This is a genomic window from Arachnia sp. (assembly GCF_057238465.1).
In genome coordinates, this window is the sequence record NZ_DBHHFZ010000005.1 from 194096 (window position 1) to 210638 (window position 16543).

Genomic DNA, 16543 nt, shown 5'->3' on the forward strand with positions numbered 1-16543 from the left:
CGGGTGAGGGCCTCGGCGTTCGCATCCGGGGTCGCCTCGGAATCCACCGGTGAGCCGGGAGGAACGCCGGGGTTCGGTTCGGGAGCATCGGCGGAGCAACCCGTCGCCGTCAGGAAGACGGACAAGAACAACGTCAGTGAGTGGAACGGGGCCTTCATCGCCGCCCAAATTCCGGGTGGGGTGGGAATGGCACCCATGGCTTGCGCAAGTTGTGGAACAATGATCACCAGGTCAAGCACCGCCGGTGCCGCCGAGAGGCAGCCCGGGGCTGAACACCGCGACGATGAACTCGACCGCGGAGGCCCCGATGCTTCCGGTTGACCTTGAAGTCTTGAGAGGCGTGGCGAGCCACGCCGAAGCTGGCGCCAATGCGCCTGAAGGAGTCGCACATGACCGAAACCAGTCAGGAATCCGCTGCTTCCGAGCTGCCCGCGCGTCCCCGCGTCCACCAGGTCGCCAAGCACCTCGGGATCACCAGCAGGGAGCTGCTGGCCGAGCTCGGGCAGCTCGGATACGAGCTGCGCAGCGCATCCGCCGTGGTGGTGGCCGACGCGGTGACCGCGCTGCTTGAGGCCCGCGCACCGCAACCCGAGGTGGAAACCCCCGAAGAGGAGACCTCCGGGACGGAACCCCCCGCCGAATCCGAAACCCGGCCCGAGACGGTCGCTGAACCGCAGCCGGAACCCGCTCCGAGGCAGCGGCGCCGCCGCGCGGCTTCCCGTCCCGCCGGTCCGCCCGTCGAGGTGGACATTCCCGTGGAAACGCCCGTGACCACCGCTGCCGCCACCCCGGAGCCCGCCGGGACCAGCGAACCGGAGCCGATCCGGGAACCGGCCCCGAGGCAGCGGCGGCGCCGCGCCACCCGGGCTGCGGGTGGGCCGGATCAGCCACAGACCACTCCGGTTGAGACCCCCGAGGTCGAGATCCGGCCCGAACCGGAACCCGCTGGGGAGGAGCCGGCGCCCGAACCCGCACCCAAGCAGCGGCGGCGTCGCGCCACCCGGGCTGCGGGTGGGCCGGATCAGCCACAGACCACTCTGGTTGAGACCCCCGAGGTCGAGATCCGGCCCGAACCGGAACCCGCTGGGGAGGAGCCGGCGCCCGAACCCGCACCCAAGCAGCGGCGGCGTCGCGCCACCCGGGCTGCGGGTGGGCCGGATCAGCCACAGACCACTCTGGTTGAGACCCCCGAGGCCGAGATCCGGCCCGAACCGGAACCCGCTGGGGAGGAGCCGGCACCTGAACCCGCGCCCAAGCAGCGGCGGCGTCGCGCCACCCGGGCTGCAGGGGCCACCAAGACGGAGAAGACCGAACCCGCCGGGCAGGCTGACGCCGACGGGCAGGATGGGCAGGAGACCGCGGAGGACGGGATAGCGGCCGCGCTGCGCATCGCGGAGGAGGCCGCCAAGGCCCGCCGCGCCACGATGAAGGATCCGTTCGCCATCACCGCCGAGGGACGCACCGAATCCTTGGCGAAACTGGCCAACGCCATCGCCGAGGATTCCGCGACCCCCGCCGAAGCCGAGTCCGGTTCCGAGGAGGAGCCGGAGGATGCGGCGGAGGCCAGCCCCGAGGCCGAGGAGGAACGTCCCGGCAGGCGGCGTCGTCGCCGCGGTGGCAGGCGTCGTCGTCGCGGCTCCAATGCCGATGAGACGACCGGTGAGGACACCGACGACGAATCATCCGACGGGGAATCCGGCGACGACTCGGCCGAGAAGAACGAGACCTCCGGGCAGGACGAGAACGCCGGGCAGGACGAGACCTCCGGGCAGGAGGAGAATGCCGAGGGGGATGGCGAATCCGACGAGGAGACCGGGACCCGCCGTCGCCGTCGCCGCCGTCGTCGTTCCAGCGGCTCCGAATCCAAGGGCGGTACCGGGGACGAGGTGACCGGGATCGAGGGCTCCACCCGCATGGAGGCCAAACGGCAGCGCCGCAAGGAGAACCGTGCCGCGGGTCGTCGACGCGCCCCGATCCTCTCCGAGGCCGAGTTCCTGGCGCGCCGCGAATCCGTGGACCGGAAACTCGTGATCCGCCAGCGGGAGGACTACACCCAGCTCGCCGTGGTCGAGGACGGGATCCTCGTCGAGCACTACGTGGATCGCGCATCCGCCACGTCCCTGATCGGCAACGTCTACCTGGGGCGCGTGCAGAACGTGCTTCCCAGCATGGAGGCTGCGTTCATCGACATCGGGCGGGGGCGCAACGCCGTTCTCTACGCGGGTGAGGTGGACTGGGACTCCTACGGGGTAACCGCCGAGGACCGCAAGGTGGAGAAGGTGTTCAAGTCCGGGCAGGCGGTGCTCGTTCAGGTCACCAAGGATCCCGTCGGGGCGAAGGGGGCGCGCCTCACCGGGCACATCTCCCTGCCGGGCCGCTACATCGTGTACTCGCCGGGCGGGCACCTGTCCGGGATCTCACGCAAACTCCCGGACGTGGAACGCACCCGGCTGAGGCGGATCCTCGGCGAACTGATCGGCGACAACGAATCCGTGATCGTTCGCACCGCGGCCGAGGGGGTGGCCGCCGAGGAACTGGTGCGCGACGTCAACCGGCTCAAGGCCCAGTGGGAGGTCATCGAGAAGAAGGTGAAGGCGGGCAAGGCGCCCGAGGCCCTCTACTCCGAACCCGACCTGACGTTGCGCATCGTCCGCGACCTGTTCACCGAGGATTTCGCGAAGCTGACCGTCCAGGGTGATGACGCCCACGAGGCGATCGCGGCCTATGTCGGGCACGTCGCCCCCCACCTGGCGGATCGCATCGAACGGTTCGAACCGGGTGAGGATGGCCACGACCTGTTCACGCAGTACCGCATCGACGAGCAGATCGCCAAGGCCCTCGACCGCAAGGTCTTCCTGCCCTCCGGAGGGTCGCTGGTGATCGACCGCACCGAGGCGATGACCGTCATCGACGTCAACACGGGCCGGTTCACGGGTTCTGGTGGCAACCTTGAGGCCACGGTCACCAGCAACAACCTGGAGGCGGCCGAGGAGATCGTCAGGCAGTTGAGGCTGCGCGACCTCGGTGGCATCGTCGTAATCGACTTCATCGACATGGTGCTGCCCAGCAACCGTGAACTGCTGCTGCGACGCCTCGTCGAGTGCCTGGGCCGCGACCGCACCAGGCACCAGGTGGCGGAGGTCACCAGCCTGGGGCTGGTGCAGCTGACCCGCAAACGCATCGGAACCGGACTGGCGGAGGCCTTCACGGAGGAGTGCGATCACTGCCACGGCTCCGGTTATCTGCGTTTCGACAACCCCGTCGACTCGCAGGCCCCGGCCGATGGCGGCGAACGCAGGTCCGGACGTCGCCGCAGGAAGAACGGGTAACAGTTCTCCCAAAGCCGGTTGAACCGGCTGCGGCGACCCTCTCCCGAAGCTGGTTGAGCCCGGGCTGCGACGAAGGAGCGGCCCGTGTCGAAACCATCTCGCGCATGCCCGGGGACCTGTGGTCGGTTGCGGAAACTTCAGGTGAAGAATTGCAGTCTGTTGGTTTGACCCGGCGGGGCGGTGACCGTAAAGTTGTTCCTCGGTTGTCAGGCCGCGCCCTTCTGCGTGGCCGGACGACGTCTCCTGCTGAGCCCCACGGGCGTCACGGGAGAATCCCAAGGCATTAGAAGAAGAAGGTAGGTCAGGCGTGTACGCGATCGTGCGCAGTGGCGGACGCCAGCACAAGGTGGCTGTTGGCGACATCCTCGACATCGACCTGGTGTCCGAAGGGGTCGGCGAGACCATCAACCTGCAGCCGCTGCTGCTGGTCGATGGCGGCACCGTGACCTCCGACGCCAAGGCCCTCGGCAAGGTCTCCGTGACCGCCGAGGTGCTTGCGGAGACCAAGGGCCCCAAGATCCGGATCCTGAAGTACAAGAACAAGACCGGATACAAGAAACGCCAGGGGCACCGCCAGCGGTACACCCAGGTCAAGATCACCGACATCAAGAACTGAGGCAGGAGCAGAGATGGCACACAAGAAGGGCGCGTCCTCGACGCGAAACGGTCGTGATTCCAACGCCCAGCGCCTCGGTGTGAAGCGTTTCGGCGGTCAGGTCGTCGGCGCGGGCGAGATCATCGTCCGCCAGCACGGCACCCACTTCCACCCCGGCGACAACGTGGGTCGTGGTGGCGACGACACCCTTTTCGCGCTGGCCGCCGGCAAGGTGAACTTCGGCGTCAAGCGCGGCCGCCGCGTCGTCAACGTGGCTCCGGTCGAGGCCTGAGCCAACAGCTGACATCCGGGCGACGGGCCCTCCTCCTTGCGAGGCGGGCCCGTCGCTCTTCGGTTTCCGAAGCACTTTGAGATACTTCTAGCCGTGGCAATTCCCTCATTTGTGGATCGCGTGAAACTGACCGTGCAGGCAGGCAACGGCGGTCACGGCTGCGCCTCGGTGCATCGCGAGAAGTTCAAGCCCCTCGGCGGACCCGACGGCGGCAACGGCGGCGACGGGGGATCGGTGATCCTCCGGGTGGTCGACAACCTCAATTCGTTGGTGGAGTACCACCGCCAGTCGGTGCGCCGGGCCATGAACGGGCAGCCCGGCCGCGGCGACCACCAGCACGGCGCCAAGGGTGAGGACGTGGTCCTGGCGGTACCTGCCGGGACGGTCGTCTCCGATGCGACCACGGGCGAGCACCTGGCCGATCTCACCGGATCCGGTGAGGAATACGTCGTTGCCGTCGGCGGCAAGGGTGGGCTCGGCAACGAGGCGCTCGCGACCTCCGCCCGCAAGGCGCCCGGTTTCGCGCTTCTCGGTGAGGACGGCGAGTCCCGACTGATCCAGCTCGAATTGAAGGTGCTGGCCGACATCGGTCTGGTCGGGTTCCCATCGGCGGGGAAGTCGTCGCTGATCGCAGCGATCTCCAGGGCCCGGCCGAAGATCGCCGACTACCCCTTCACCACCTTGGTGCCGAACCTGGGGGTCGTGGTGGCTGGAGAGATCACCTACACCGTTGCCGACGTTCCGGGTCTCATCGAGGGGGCCTCTCTCGGGAAGGGCCTGGGATTCGATTTCCTGCGGCACATCGAACGCTGCCAGGCCATCGTGCACGTCATCGACCTGGGCACCTGGGAACCGGGCCGCGAACCCGTCGCCGACCTGGACGTGATAGAGGGCGAACTGGCGGCCCACGGCGGTCTGGAGGATCGCGAACGCCTGGTGGTGCTGAACAAACTGGACCTGCCCGACGCCCCCGAATTGGCGGAACTCGCCCGGCCCGAACTGGAGAAACGCGGCTATCGGGTTTTCGAGGTGAGCACCAAGACCGGTGAGGGGTTGAACGCGTTGAAGTTCGCCATGGCCCGGATCGTTGAGGCTCACCGCGCCGCCAGGGCGACGGAGGAGCCGCCGAGGAAGGTCCTGCGGCCCAAACCGGTGGGGCGTATCTCCGCCGACGACTCCTTCACGATCGTGAAGCAGGGCGACGGGGAGGGTGGTTTCCTGTGGCGGGTGCGTGGGGCGAAACCGGAACGCTGGATCCGCCAGACCGACTTCAACAACGCCGAGGCGGTCGGTTACCTGGCGGACCGGTTGAACCGGCTCGGGGTGGAGGAGAAACTCCTGGAACTCGGGGCCCGGGAGGGTGATGCGGTGGCCATCGGCGGCGAAGACGCGGTGGTGTTCGACTTCGCCCCGCAGGTCGAGACCGGGGCCGAGATCCTCTCCCGGCGGGGTGAGGATCCCCGGCTGGAGAGCGAACGGCCCGCCGTGGCCCGGCGGCGCCGGATCGATGCCGAGTACCACGCCCGGAAGGCCGGCGAGGTCGTCGATGAGGACTGAGATCACCGGGGCGAAACGCCTGGTGGTGAAGATCGGGTCGTCGTCGCTGACCGATTCCGATGGCCACTTGGACCCGGTGCGTATCGAGACGCTCGCAGCGGAACTGGCCTCTCTCCAGGCGCGCGACAGGCGTCTGGTGCTGGTGACCTCCGGGGCCATCGCGGCGGCGCTGGGACCGTTGGGGCTCCCTGCGCGGCCCAGGGATCTCGAGACCCAGCAGGCGGCGGCTGCGGTCGGGCAGGGCATCCTGATCCGGCGCTACGCGGAGGCTTTCGCGGCCCACCACCAGATGGTGGCGCAGGTGCTGCTGACCGCCGGTGACCTGCAGGACGGGCGCAGCTACCGAAACGCCCTGAACACGATTTCACGGTTGTTCAGGCTGGGGGCGATACCCGTGATCAACGAGAACGACACCGTCGCGACCGGGGAGATCCGGTTCGGCGACAACGACCGCCTGGCGGCGTTGACCGCCCACCTGGTACGGGCCGATGCGCTGGTGATCCTGAGCGACGTGGACGGCCTCTACACCGCACACCCGGAGGAACCCGGGGCCCGGTTGATACCCCGGGTCCGTGATTTCACGGAGCTGGTGGCCGACACATCCCGGGTGGGTTCCCGGGTCGGGACCGGCGGGATGCGCACCAAGGTGGAGGCCGCCCGGATCGCGACCTCGGGCGGGGTTTCCGTGGTGCTGGCCCACGCCGACCAGCTCCTGGCGGCCCTGGAGGGGGAGGAGGTGGGCACCCTGTTCGAGGCCGCCGGGCGGCGACGACCCCGCAGGCTGCTGTGGCTGGCACATGCCGCCGAGGTGAGCGGGGAGCTGAGGATCGACGCCGGCGCCGCCCGGGCCGTCGGGAATGGACACGCCTCGCTGCTGGCGGTGGGGATCGACGACGTCACGGGTGATTTCGAGGCTGGCGATCCCGTCGACATCACCGGGCCCGGCGGAACCCTGCTGGCACGTGGACTGGTGGACTGCTCCGCGACGGAACTACGGCGGCGGATGGACCTCGGAGGTCTGGCCGTGCACCGCGACCTGATGATCGAGATCCCCTGACTCCCTGACCCCTGATTCCCTGATTCCTGCCCCACCAGTCGATTGCTTTGCTGGCCTTGTTCCCGGTTTGCTGGCCTTGAATCCGGTTTGCTGGGCTTGTTGAGGTTTGCTGGCCTCACAGCGCAGGCAAACATGAATAGGCCCAGCAAAACGGGAACAAGGCCAGCAAACCGGTGGGTGGAACAGGGCACGGATGCCGTATGTGCCTCCTATACTCCCGTCATGGAGTTCCGATCCCAAGCCTTGGCAGCCCGTGAGGCGAGTCGGCAACTGGCCACCCTGACCCGGGACGAGAAGGACCGCGCCCTGCACGCGATGGCCGACGCCGTGGCGGCCGCCGAGAAGGAGCTGCTGGCGGCCAACGCCATCGATGTCGATGCGGCCCGGGCGGCGGGAACACCCGAGGCCGTGATCGACCGGCTGCGTCTGGACGGTGACCGGGTGCGGGGAATGGTCGACGGGCTGCGCGACGTGGCGGCGCTGCCCGACCCGGTGGGTGACCTGGTGCGGGGCTGGCGGCTCGGCAACGGCGTCGAGGTGCGGCAGGTGCGGGTGCCCTTCGGGGTGGTGGGGATCATCTACGAGAACCGCCCGAACGTCACGGCGGACGCGGCCGGGTTGTGTCTCAAGTCAGGCAACGCGGCCCTGCTGCGCGGCTCCAGTTCGGCCATCGAGTCGAACCGGGTCTGCGTCGAGGCCCTGCGTGAAGGGCTGAGGAACGCCGGGGTGAACACCGACGCCGTCGCCCTGGTGGAGGGGGGACGCGAGGTCACGGGAGAGATGATGGCCGCCCGAGGCCTGGTGGATGTGCTGATCCCGCGAGGCGGGGCCGGGCTGATCAACGCCGTGGTCGAGGGGGCGAAGGTGCCGGTGATCGAGACCGGCACCGGGAACTGTCACCTCTACGTGGATGCCTCCGCCGACATCGGCAAGGCCGTCGCAGTGCTGCTGAACGCGAAAACCCAGCGACCCAGCGTCTGCAATGCCGTAGAGACGCTGCTGGTGCACCGCGACATCGCCGGTGCCTTCCTTCCCGTCGCTCTCGATGCGCTTCGCAACGCTGGTGTGACGATCCACGGAACCCCCGATGTGGTGGCGTTCGCCGACGACGTGGTCCCTGCCGGTGAGGACGAGTTCGATGCGGAATACCTGTCGCTGGACCTGGCGGTCAGGATCGTCGCTGACATCGACGAGGCCATCACCCACATCCGCCACCACACCACCGGTCATTCCGAGACCGTCATCACCGAGTCCCGGGCCGCGGCCGACCGGTTCGTCACCGAGATCGACGCCGCTGCGGTGCTCGTGAACGCCTCCAGCAGGTTCGTCGACGGGGGCCAGTTCGGTTTCGGAGCCGAGATCGGAATCTCCACCCAGAAACTTCACGCGAGGGGCCCGATGGGTCTGGCGGAACTGACCTCTACGAAATACATCGTGAACGGCGACGGCCAGGTGCGGACCTGAGACTAGGAGCACGAGGAGGGACTGTGAGGAACCAGTGGATAGGAGGGCTGCTGGCTATGGCTCTCCTGGTGGGTGGGTGCAGCTCACCACAGGCGGGGGAGAGCGGCGCGGCCTCCGAGGACAGAAGCGGAACACCGGTGATGACGGAATCGAATGGGGCCCGGACATCACTGCCGGTGGTGGCCGTACTGGACGCCTCGGGTTCCATGACCCACGACGACGCTGCGGAGGGGATCACCCGGATGGCGGCGGCCCAGCAGGCGGTCACCGGCCTGTTCGGGGCACTTCCCGCGGGCACATCTGCGGCGCTGGTGGGTTACGGCACGAAGATGCACGGTGACGACGTGAACGCTGAACAGGGATGCGCCGACGTCGAGGTGGTGGAGGCGATGGCCCCCGTCGACGCCGCGGCACTCAAGACGAAGGTGGATGCGCTGGTCGCGGGAGGTTGGACTCCCATCGGGCCTGCGCTGCGCGAGGCGGCGGCTCAGCTGGGCGGGCAGCCCGGACGAATCGTGTTGGTTTCCGACGGCAGGAACACCTGTGAATCCGCTCCTCCCTGCGACGTGGCGAAGGAACTGAAGGCCGCCAATCCCGGATTGAGCATCTCTGTCGTAAGCCTGCGCACCGACGAGGAGGACGTGCGTTGTGTTGCCCGTGCCACTGGCGGTTATTACACCACCGCGGACAACGGGAAACAGTTGGCCTCCCGGACCTTGGCGGCGCTGGATGAGACGAAGGCGTTGGCGGAACTGTCCCCGTCCGGTGCCCATGGAATAGGGGTGGGGGACACATACGAAACGATTTCGGGAAACCATTCCGATTTCCCGGCGCTGTCCTCGGGATCGTCGCGGCAGTGGAACGGGCAGACCGTCGTCGTAATTGTGTGGCGTGACTGCGAATGGTTGTTCAAGGGCAGCGAACTGGTGGCGATCAGCTCCGGTGAGGGCGGCAAACCCACACCCACCGTCGATGGGGTTGCCATCGGCGATCCGGTCTCCAAGGCCGATGAACTGCTGGGCTCCCCCATCGCGGAGGAGAACGAGGGCACGGACAGCATCCGCGTCTATCCAGCCACTCAAACAGGCCTCTACTGGCGTTTGGGCGCCGATGCCGAGGGCAGGATCCGGGTGGTGTTCCTGTGTCGTTGTGCGCCGGTTTCCGGAGCGATGGTCATGTCCTTCGAGGGACTCGGGCCCTACAAGATAGGCGACACCAACATGGTTGAGCGAGGGGCCATGGTTCCCACCACTGATCCTTGTGAGGCGCCTTTCAAGACCGTCCCCGAACTGGCCGCACAGGGCGTTTACTTTCAGCTCAAGTATGAGCCTGGAGGGATCAAGGCCGACTCCCCGCTGGCTGAGATATACGTGGGTGGAAAACTCGCATACCAAGGGGACACATCAAATCTGGCCACTTATGGTGGGGTGAAAATCGGTATGACCTTTGATGAGGTGCGACGCCGGCATCCCGATCTCCGGTTTGAGACGAAAAACGGAAATGGTGGTCCCTTTGAGGCGGGAGTCATTCGTTCTGGTGAAAGGGAGATGATTTTCTTTTCGGATTGGGAGCCGGAATCTCCGAAAGGTTCAACTCCTGTGGTGGGGATGGCAGTCCGCGACTGGTCCGCCGACCTCTACGGAGGTTGCTGACCGGATAGCATGCACTGCATGGTTTTGCTGGAAACACCGACCGAGGCCGACGTCTCCGTGCTGGCCCTCGCGATCATGGGGGTGATCTTGGCGCTCGGGGCTCTGGGATGGTGGTTGGGGGTCGGCAGCGGTGAGGAAACGGGGAAGCGATGAGCACCACGGAATTGGCGGCGGCCCGGCAGGGACGGGAACGGCATTACCGGCTCGGGGTGATGGGCGGCACTTTCGACCCGATCCATCACGGGCACCTCGTGGCCGCCAGTGAGGTGGCGTCGAAGTTCTCCCTCGACGAGGTGGTCTTCGTGCCCACGGGTGTGCCGTGGCAGAAAACCCACCGGAACGTGACCCAGGCGGAGGACCGGTACCTGATGACCGTGATCGCCACTGCGTCCAATCCCCGGTTCTCCGTGAGTCGCGTGGACATCGACCGTCCCGGCAACACCTACACCGTCGACACCCTGAGGGATCTTCGCGAGGAACGCGGCGACGACGTGGACCTGTTCTTCATCACCGGTGCGGATGCGGTGCGGCAGATCCTCACCTGGCGCGGTGCGGAGCAGCTGTTCGATCTGGCGCACTTCGTCGGGGTGACCCGGCCGGGGGTTCCCATGACGGAGGACGACCTGGCGCATCTGCCATCGGATAAGGTGACGCTGCTGGAGGTCCCGGCCTTGGCCATTTCCTCCACCGACTGTCGTGCGCGTGTGCAGCGTGCCGAACCGATCTGGTACCTGGTGCCGGACGGCATCGTGCAGTACATCGCGAAACGTGGTCTCTACCCGCATCCTGAGACAGGAGTTCCAGTTGACAACATCTGAGTCCGTGATCACACACGTGACCATTGCCGCGGATGCGGCGGCCGGGAAACTCGGCACCAACATCGTCGCCTTCGACGTCAGCCAGCAGCTGACCATCACCGATGTGTTCCTGATCATCAGCGCCAGGAACGAACGCCAGGTCGGGGCGGTTGTCGATGCCGTGGAGGAGCAGCTCATCAAACAGGCCCAGCTGAAACCAGTGCGCCGCGAGGGTGACCGGGAGAACCGCTGGGTGCTGCTGGACTACATCGATTTCGTGGTGCACGTGCAGCGCACCGAGGAACGCAGCCTCTACAACCTGGAACGGTTGTGGAAGGACTGCCCGCAGATCCCGCTCGACGTGCACGAGGTGCCGGTGCCGCAGGACGACGAAGAGCAGTGACGCACACAAAACTCGTGTTCCTGCGGCACGGTCGCACGGAATGGAACGAGCTCGGAAAACTGCAGGGACAAGCGGATGTCGAACTCGACGAGGTGGGGGAGAGGCAGGCCGGGGAGGCGGCCCGGTTCTTCGCGGACTGGGATTTCGAGGCCTGCTACACATCCGACCTGAAACGGGCCCTCTGCACCGCCCACAGGGTCGCGGAACCCCACGGGCTCGATGTGGTGCCGGATGCCCGGCTGCAGGAGATCAACATCGGCAGCTGGAGTGGTATGACCACCGCCGAGGTGGTCCGCGTGTTTCCCGGCTTCATGGATTTCTACACCCAAGGGATCGATTTCCAACGTTCGGCGACGGGCGAAACCTTGGCGGAGATGACCGCCCGGGCCCTGGAGTCGGTGCGGGAGATCGCGGAAAGACACAAGGGACAGCAGGTGCTGATCGTCACCCATGGCCTGCTGCTGTCCAAGGTGGTCAGCGCCTTCATGGGCATCGACGACATCCTCAGCATCCCGGGCAACATCACCTACTCGCTGGTGATCGGGGGAGAAAAGCCCAGACTCGCCGCCTACAACACCCCGGCGAGACAGCTTCCCTGACCCGCGGCTTGCGCACCGCCCGCGGCTCCGGTAAGTTCAAGGAGTCGCGAGACACGGGGCTATGGCGCAGTTGGTAGCGCGCTTCCATGGCATGGAAGAGGCCAGGGGTTCGAATCCCCTTAGCTCCACGGGCGGTTTGAAAATTGATGGTCTGATCAAAGTGCAGTGGCTGGCTCGTGATCCTTTTTGTTGGAAGTTCTGTTGATTGAACTTGTGTTTGTTGGTCCATCTTGATAACATGCCATAAGGCTTATTTTTTGCTATCTTTAAAGGCGCTCTGATTAGGGGATTTGCCGACCGATATATCGCCTGCGGATAATCCTCTCTATGTAAGGGTTGGGAAAATCTTCATGGTAGACAAAAACATAATACGTTCAGCTTTTTTGCAAAAACAGAATAGTCTAATTGCAGACTTAGGGATAGCGCCCGCTTCTATTCGGCACGGGGGTTCTATTGGTGAAGCCTCAGAAGCGAAATGGGCTGCTGTTCTTAAAGACTTTCTCCCCAGCCGATATGGTGTTACAAAGGGATTCGCGATAGATTCTTCTGGAGAAATAAGCGATCAGATTGACTTGCTTATCTATGATTCGCAGTATACTCCTTTACTTGTCCGCATCAGTGATAGCGACCTGCTCGTTCCTGTTGAGGCTGTATATGCGGTATTTGAGGTTAAGCAAGAAGCTAATAAGCGTTTCATGGATTATGCCGGAAGAAAGATTGCAAGTGTTCGCTGTCTTCATCGCACGTCCATCACAATCCCTCATGCTGGAGGTGTATTCGCTCCTAAGAAACCTATACATATTCTCGGAGGTCTGCTCACCACGAGGAGTGGCTGGGTTGATTTAGATGGTAAAGTGGCCGTGGAATCCATCATGCGTCTTACTGGCGATTTTCGGATCGATATCGGGTGTGCGTTAGGTGCCCGGTCGTTCAACAATCCCTATAGCGACTCATCCAAGCTGGAATATAGCGATTCCAATACCGCTCTCTTGTTTTTCCTTTTTAAGCTTTTCAGCCGCCTCCAAGGACTCGGAACCGTGGCAGCTATGGATATTGGTGAATATGTGAATTTCATTTCGCGGGAAAATAGTTTTGCGGGGAAAACTTATGATCCGGGGTGCGATCAGGAATAATCGCTAATAAAAGTCAATAGCTATAGAAAATTATTGGTGAAGTTCATGACCCCGCATCTCTGGATATTTTGTTGCTTGGCGTGTGATTTTTTACTTTATTTCATGGAGACTTATTCACAGGCGACCCATCCATCGACAAACCTCCTAGTCGGAACGCACTTAAGGATAGTTGTGAATAATACTCATGGTCTAATTCAAGGTTTTTTCGGCTATTGATTCTGTGTTATTCTAGAGACGTAAAGACAGTCTTCATCCAAAAGGGGAAGGCCGCATCGACCTGCCCAGCCGCCACCCGCTACTATTCGGGGGTGTGCGCTGGTCACCCCGATGATGGATTCCCCGCGCACGATCGTCGGCGGGAGGAACCGGAGGGAGGGGTTCTGTGACCGGGGCAGAGACCACATCCGGTCTGGCCGCCCTGCGTGCGGGGCAGCGAGTCCGCGGCCTGGTTCCGGGGCAGACGGTCACCGTGCTCACCGTCGAGGTCATAGATCCGACGCTGGTGGAGGTCTTCTACCGGGACGAGTCCGGAGCCAGTGGCGGCCGTATGGTCACGGAGGGCGACGCGGCCGATCTCGAACCGGTGAGTGATCTCGAATCCGCCCCGGCGTTCGACGGAGACCCGGACGAATTCCGGCTCGCGGCGGAGGCGTTGCGCATCAAGTACGCCGCCCTGTATGACCCGATGGTCGCGGTCAACAGCTCGGATGTGGACCCGCTGCCGCATCAGATCCGCGCCGCGTACGAGGAACTGCTTCCGCGTCTTCCGTTGCGGTTCCTGCTGGCCGACGACCCGGGCGCAGGGAAGACGATCATGGCCGGCCTTTACATCAAGGAACTGATCCTGCGTTCCGATTGCGAACGGGCGATCGTCGTCGCTCCCGGTGGGCTGGTGGAGCAGTGGCGCGAGGAACTGGCCACCAAGTTCGACCTGCGTTTCGAGGTTTTCAACCGCCAGATGATCGACGACGCCCACGGCCGCAACGTTTTCACCGAACACAACCGGCTGATCGTGCGAATGGATCAGGTCTCCCGCAACGAAGACCTGATGGAACAGCTCTCCGAGGTGAACTGGGACGTCGCCGTGGTCGACGAGGCACACCGCATGTCCGCCCACTATTCATCCTGGGCGGGTGAGGTGTCCGAGACGAAACGTTTCAGGCTGGGCAGGCTGCTCTCGGAAACCGCACACAACCTTCTGCTGATGACCGCCACCCCACACGCGGGAAAGGAAGAGGATTTCCAGCTGTTCATGTCGCTGCTGGACAGGGACCGTTTCGAGGGCCAGTACCGTCAGGGGGTGCACCGCACCGACACGAAGGGCCTCATGCGCCGCATGGTCAAGGAGGACCTGCTCACCTTCGAGGGCAAACCGTTGTTCCCGGAACGTCGCGCCTACACGGTGGCCTATGAACTGAGCCCGGCCGAACGGGAACTCTACGATCTCGTCACCGAGTACGTGCGCACAGAAATGGGACGTGCCGAATGCATCTCCCAAGCGGGCGACAGGAAACGCGGAAACAACGTCGGATTCGCCCTGACCGTTCTGCAACGCCGTCTCGCATCCAGCCCGGAGGCGATTCTGCGGTCCCTGGAACGCCGTCGACGCCGACTCGAAGACAGACTCCGCGAACTCACTCGCATCCAGGAAATGGCGAACCCTGCAGAGGAGGAACAAACCGCTGCCCGGTTCGATGAGCAACTCCCGTCCCTGTCGATCCATGACTACGAAGACATGGATCTGGAAACAACCGATTCGGAACGCCTCCAATTCGAAACCAAGGTGGAGAAGGTGGTGGATCGCGCAACCGCCGCGCGAACCATTCCGGAGCTGCGCACCGAGATCACGACCCTTGAGGACCTCATTCGCATCGCATACAAGGTTCGGCGGCTGGACGACGACAAGAAATGGGTGCAGCTGCGCACCATTCTCGACGAACAACTACTGGCCGGCGACGGCACCGGGGCAGCGAGGAAAATCATCATCTTCACCGAGCACCGGGACACCCTCGACTACTTGGATCAGAGAATCAGCGCCCAGCTCGGCCGCTCCGACGCGGTGGTAAGGATCCACGGCGGCACCAGCCGCGAGGAACGAATGGCGGCGCGCGAGAAATTCACCCACAACCCCGACACGGTGGTGCTGCTGGCCACGGATGCCGCGGGGGAGGGGCTCAACCTGCAGCGCGCCCACCTGATGGTCAACTACGACCTGCCGTGGAACCCGAACCGGATAGAGCAGCGTTTCGGCCGCATCCACCGCATCGGTCAGCGCGAGGTCTGTCACCTGTGGAACATGGTGGCCAAGGACACCCGCGAGGGCGATGTCTTCACCCGGTTGCTCTCGAAGATCGAACAGATGTCGGTGGCGTACAACGGAAACCTGTTCAACGTGCTCGGTGACGACGACGCCTTCCAGGAAAAGTCCCTGCGTGACCTGCTGATCGAGGCCATCCGGTACGGGGACCGCCCCGAGGTGAAGGCAAGACTGGACCGCATCATCGATGCGGGAGTCAGGGACGGGTTGGACGAGATGCTCGCGGAGAAGGCGCTGCATCCCGAGATGTTCAGCGCGCTCGATCTCGACGAGGTACGAGCCAGAATGGAAAAGGCCCGCGAACGCCGCCTCCAGCCCGGCTACATCGCCGCCTTCTTCCTGCCCGCGTTCGAACGCCTGGGCGGGCAGGTCCGCAAACGGGAGAAGGGGCGCTACGAAATCACCCGCGTCCCCACCCGGGTCATCGACATCGCGCGCCGCCTGAACCGCTGGGCCCCCGTCGCCGACCAGTACGAACGCATCACCTTCGAACTGCACCTCACCCACCCCGAGGGCCAGCCGCCCGCCACCCTCATCGCCCCGGGCCAGCCACTGCTCCACGCCGTGATCGAAGCGACAATCGAGGACCTGGGGGAGGCACTGCGGCACGGCACCGTCCTGGTCGACAGGCGCAGCCAACAGGCGGAGGTCCCGGCGTTGATGTACACCGTCGAGCAGCGCATCACGAACTCCGCGCCCGGCACCGACACCGTCTCACACCATTTCGACTACCCGATCCTGGAACCGGACGGAACGGTCACGGTCTCCGCGGCACCCCCCTACCTGGATTACGACGCACCCCAGCCAGGAGAGGCCGCCGCCATCGCCTCGATCCTGAACGACGAATGGGTGAGGGGAAACCACGAGAAGACCGTGCGCGCCAACTCTTACCGCAGCGGCATGCAACCACGCATGGAGGAAATCCGTGCCCGGCTCGAAATCGAGGTGGCCCGCACCTGCAAACAGGTCAGGGAGCGGCTGCTCGCGGAGATCAACCACTGGGATCGCGAATACAACCGCCTGGAGGATCTCGAACGCGCAGGCACCATCGGCAGGGTGCGGGCCGAAACCGCCCACGCCAAGGCCCGTCAACTGGAGAAACGCCTCGAACGCAGACGCCACGAACTCGCGCTCCACACCAAACTCGTCGCCGTTCCCGGGGTGATCCGCAGCGCCGCGCTGATCGTGCCGAGCCGCCTCATCGAAGCGGAATCCGGGCAGGAGGCACCGGCCAGGACCCGCGCCACGGAAGAAGTGGAACGCCGAGCGGTGGAAGCGGTGCTGGCCGCGGAACGGGCCATCGGCAGGAACCCGGTGGAGATGCCCCGCAACAATCCCGGCTACGACA

Annotated in this window: 13 protein-coding genes and 1 tRNA gene; all 14 read left to right on the forward strand. The window is 64.7% G+C overall.

What is annotated here, in order from left to right; all coding sequences use genetic code 11:
- Window positions 1-389: 389 nt before the first annotated feature.
- Entirely contained in the window at window positions 390-3329 is a 2940-nt protein-coding gene (locus ACO6D6_RS07700) for an Rne/Rng family ribonuclease (RefSeq protein ID WP_484784632.1), read from the forward strand.
- 307 nt (window positions 3330-3636) lie between these two features.
- On the forward strand, window positions 3637-3945 hold the full coding sequence (gene rplU / locus ACO6D6_RS07705) for a 50S ribosomal protein L21 (protein WP_484782086.1): 309 nt from the start codon (window positions 3637-3639) through the stop codon (window positions 3943-3945).
- A gap of 13 nt (window positions 3946-3958) precedes the next feature.
- The gene (gene rpmA, locus ACO6D6_RS07710) at window positions 3959-4216 is read left to right on the forward strand and encodes a 50S ribosomal protein L27 (RefSeq protein ID WP_014846833.1); all 258 of its coding nucleotides are present in this window, start codon (window positions 3959-3961) and stop codon (window positions 4214-4216) included.
- 93 nt (window positions 4217-4309) lie between these two features.
- Entirely contained in the window at window positions 4310-5773 is a 1464-nt protein-coding gene (gene obgE / locus ACO6D6_RS07715; protein ID WP_484784633.1) for a GTPase ObgE, read from the forward strand.
- A complete protein-coding gene (proB, locus tag ACO6D6_RS07720) occupies window positions 5763-6830 on the forward strand; it encodes a glutamate 5-kinase (protein WP_484784634.1) in 1068 nt (355 codons plus the stop codon). The genes obgE and proB overlap by 11 nt, the downstream gene beginning before the upstream one ends.
- A gap of 222 nt (window positions 6831-7052) precedes the next feature.
- A complete protein-coding gene (locus tag ACO6D6_RS07725; RefSeq protein WP_484784635.1) occupies window positions 7053-8294 on the forward strand; it encodes a glutamate-5-semialdehyde dehydrogenase in 1242 nt (413 codons plus the stop codon).
- A 140-nt stretch (window positions 8295-8434) separates the two neighbouring features.
- Window positions 8435-9946, forward strand: coding sequence for a vWA domain-containing protein (locus tag ACO6D6_RS07730; RefSeq protein WP_484784636.1), 1512 nt, complete (start codon window positions 8435-8437; stop codon window positions 9944-9946).
- Between the two features lie 18 nt (window positions 9947-9964).
- On the forward strand, window positions 9965-10099 hold the full coding sequence (locus tag ACO6D6_RS07735; protein ID WP_484784637.1) for a hypothetical protein: 135 nt from the start codon (window positions 9965-9967) through the stop codon (window positions 10097-10099).
- Window positions 10096-10764: a nicotinate-nucleotide adenylyltransferase gene (gene nadD / locus ACO6D6_RS07740; RefSeq protein ID WP_484784638.1), complete on the forward strand. Its 669-nt coding sequence runs from the start codon at window positions 10096-10098 to the stop codon at window positions 10762-10764. The genes ACO6D6_RS07735 and nadD overlap by 4 nt, the downstream gene beginning before the upstream one ends.
- A complete protein-coding gene (gene rsfS / locus ACO6D6_RS07745) occupies window positions 10751-11146 on the forward strand; it encodes a ribosome silencing factor (RefSeq protein ID WP_484784639.1) in 396 nt (131 codons plus the stop codon). Before nadD ends, rsfS begins: the two co-directional genes overlap by 14 nt.
- Complete coding sequence (locus tag ACO6D6_RS07750; protein WP_484784641.1) at window positions 11143-11745, forward strand: histidine phosphatase family protein; 603 nt, start codon at window positions 11143-11145, stop codon at window positions 11743-11745. The genes rsfS and ACO6D6_RS07750 overlap by 4 nt, the downstream gene beginning before the upstream one ends.
- A gap of 55 nt (window positions 11746-11800) precedes the next feature.
- Window positions 11801-11873 (forward strand) — tRNA-Ala (locus tag ACO6D6_RS07755).
- Between the two features lie 222 nt (window positions 11874-12095).
- Window positions 12096-12878 (forward strand): DUF6602 domain-containing protein, encoded by a 783-nt coding sequence (locus ACO6D6_RS07760; RefSeq protein ID WP_484784643.1) that lies wholly within the window; start codon window positions 12096-12098, stop codon window positions 12876-12878.
- Window positions 12879-13260: 382 nt separating this feature from the next.
- Window positions 13261-16543: helicase-related protein (locus tag ACO6D6_RS07765; protein ID WP_484784645.1), on the forward strand; the 3283-nt coding region annotated here is incomplete at its 3' end.

Excerpts from the sequence above, each read along its gene's own strand:
- ACO6D6_RS07730 (WP_484784636.1), top strand. The coding sequence starts at position 8,435 with ATGACGGAATCGAATGGGGCCCGGACATCACTGCCGGTGGTGGCCGTA.
- ACO6D6_RS07725 (WP_484784635.1), top strand. The coding sequence starts at position 7,053 with ATGGAGTTCCGATCCCAAGCCTTGGCAGCCCGTGAGGCGAGTCGGCAA.
- ACO6D6_RS07760 (WP_484784643.1), top strand. The coding sequence starts at position 12,096 with ATGGTAGACAAAAACATAATACGTTCAGCTTTTTTGCAAAAACAGAAT.
- nadD (WP_484784638.1), top strand. The coding sequence starts at position 10,096 with ATGAGCACCACGGAATTGGCGGCGGCCCGGCAGGGACGGGAACGGCAT.
- rpmA (WP_014846833.1), top strand. The coding sequence starts at position 3,959 with ATGGCACACAAGAAGGGCGCGTCCTCGACGCGAAACGGTCGTGATTCC.
- proB (WP_484784634.1), top strand. The coding sequence starts at position 5,763 with ATGAGGACTGAGATCACCGGGGCGAAACGCCTGGTGGTGAAGATCGGG.
- ACO6D6_RS07700 (WP_484784632.1), top strand. The coding sequence starts at position 390 with ATGACCGAAACCAGTCAGGAATCCGCTGCTTCCGAGCTGCCCGCGCGT.
- ACO6D6_RS07735 (WP_484784637.1), top strand. The coding sequence starts at position 9,965 with ATGGTTTTGCTGGAAACACCGACCGAGGCCGACGTCTCCGTGCTGGCC.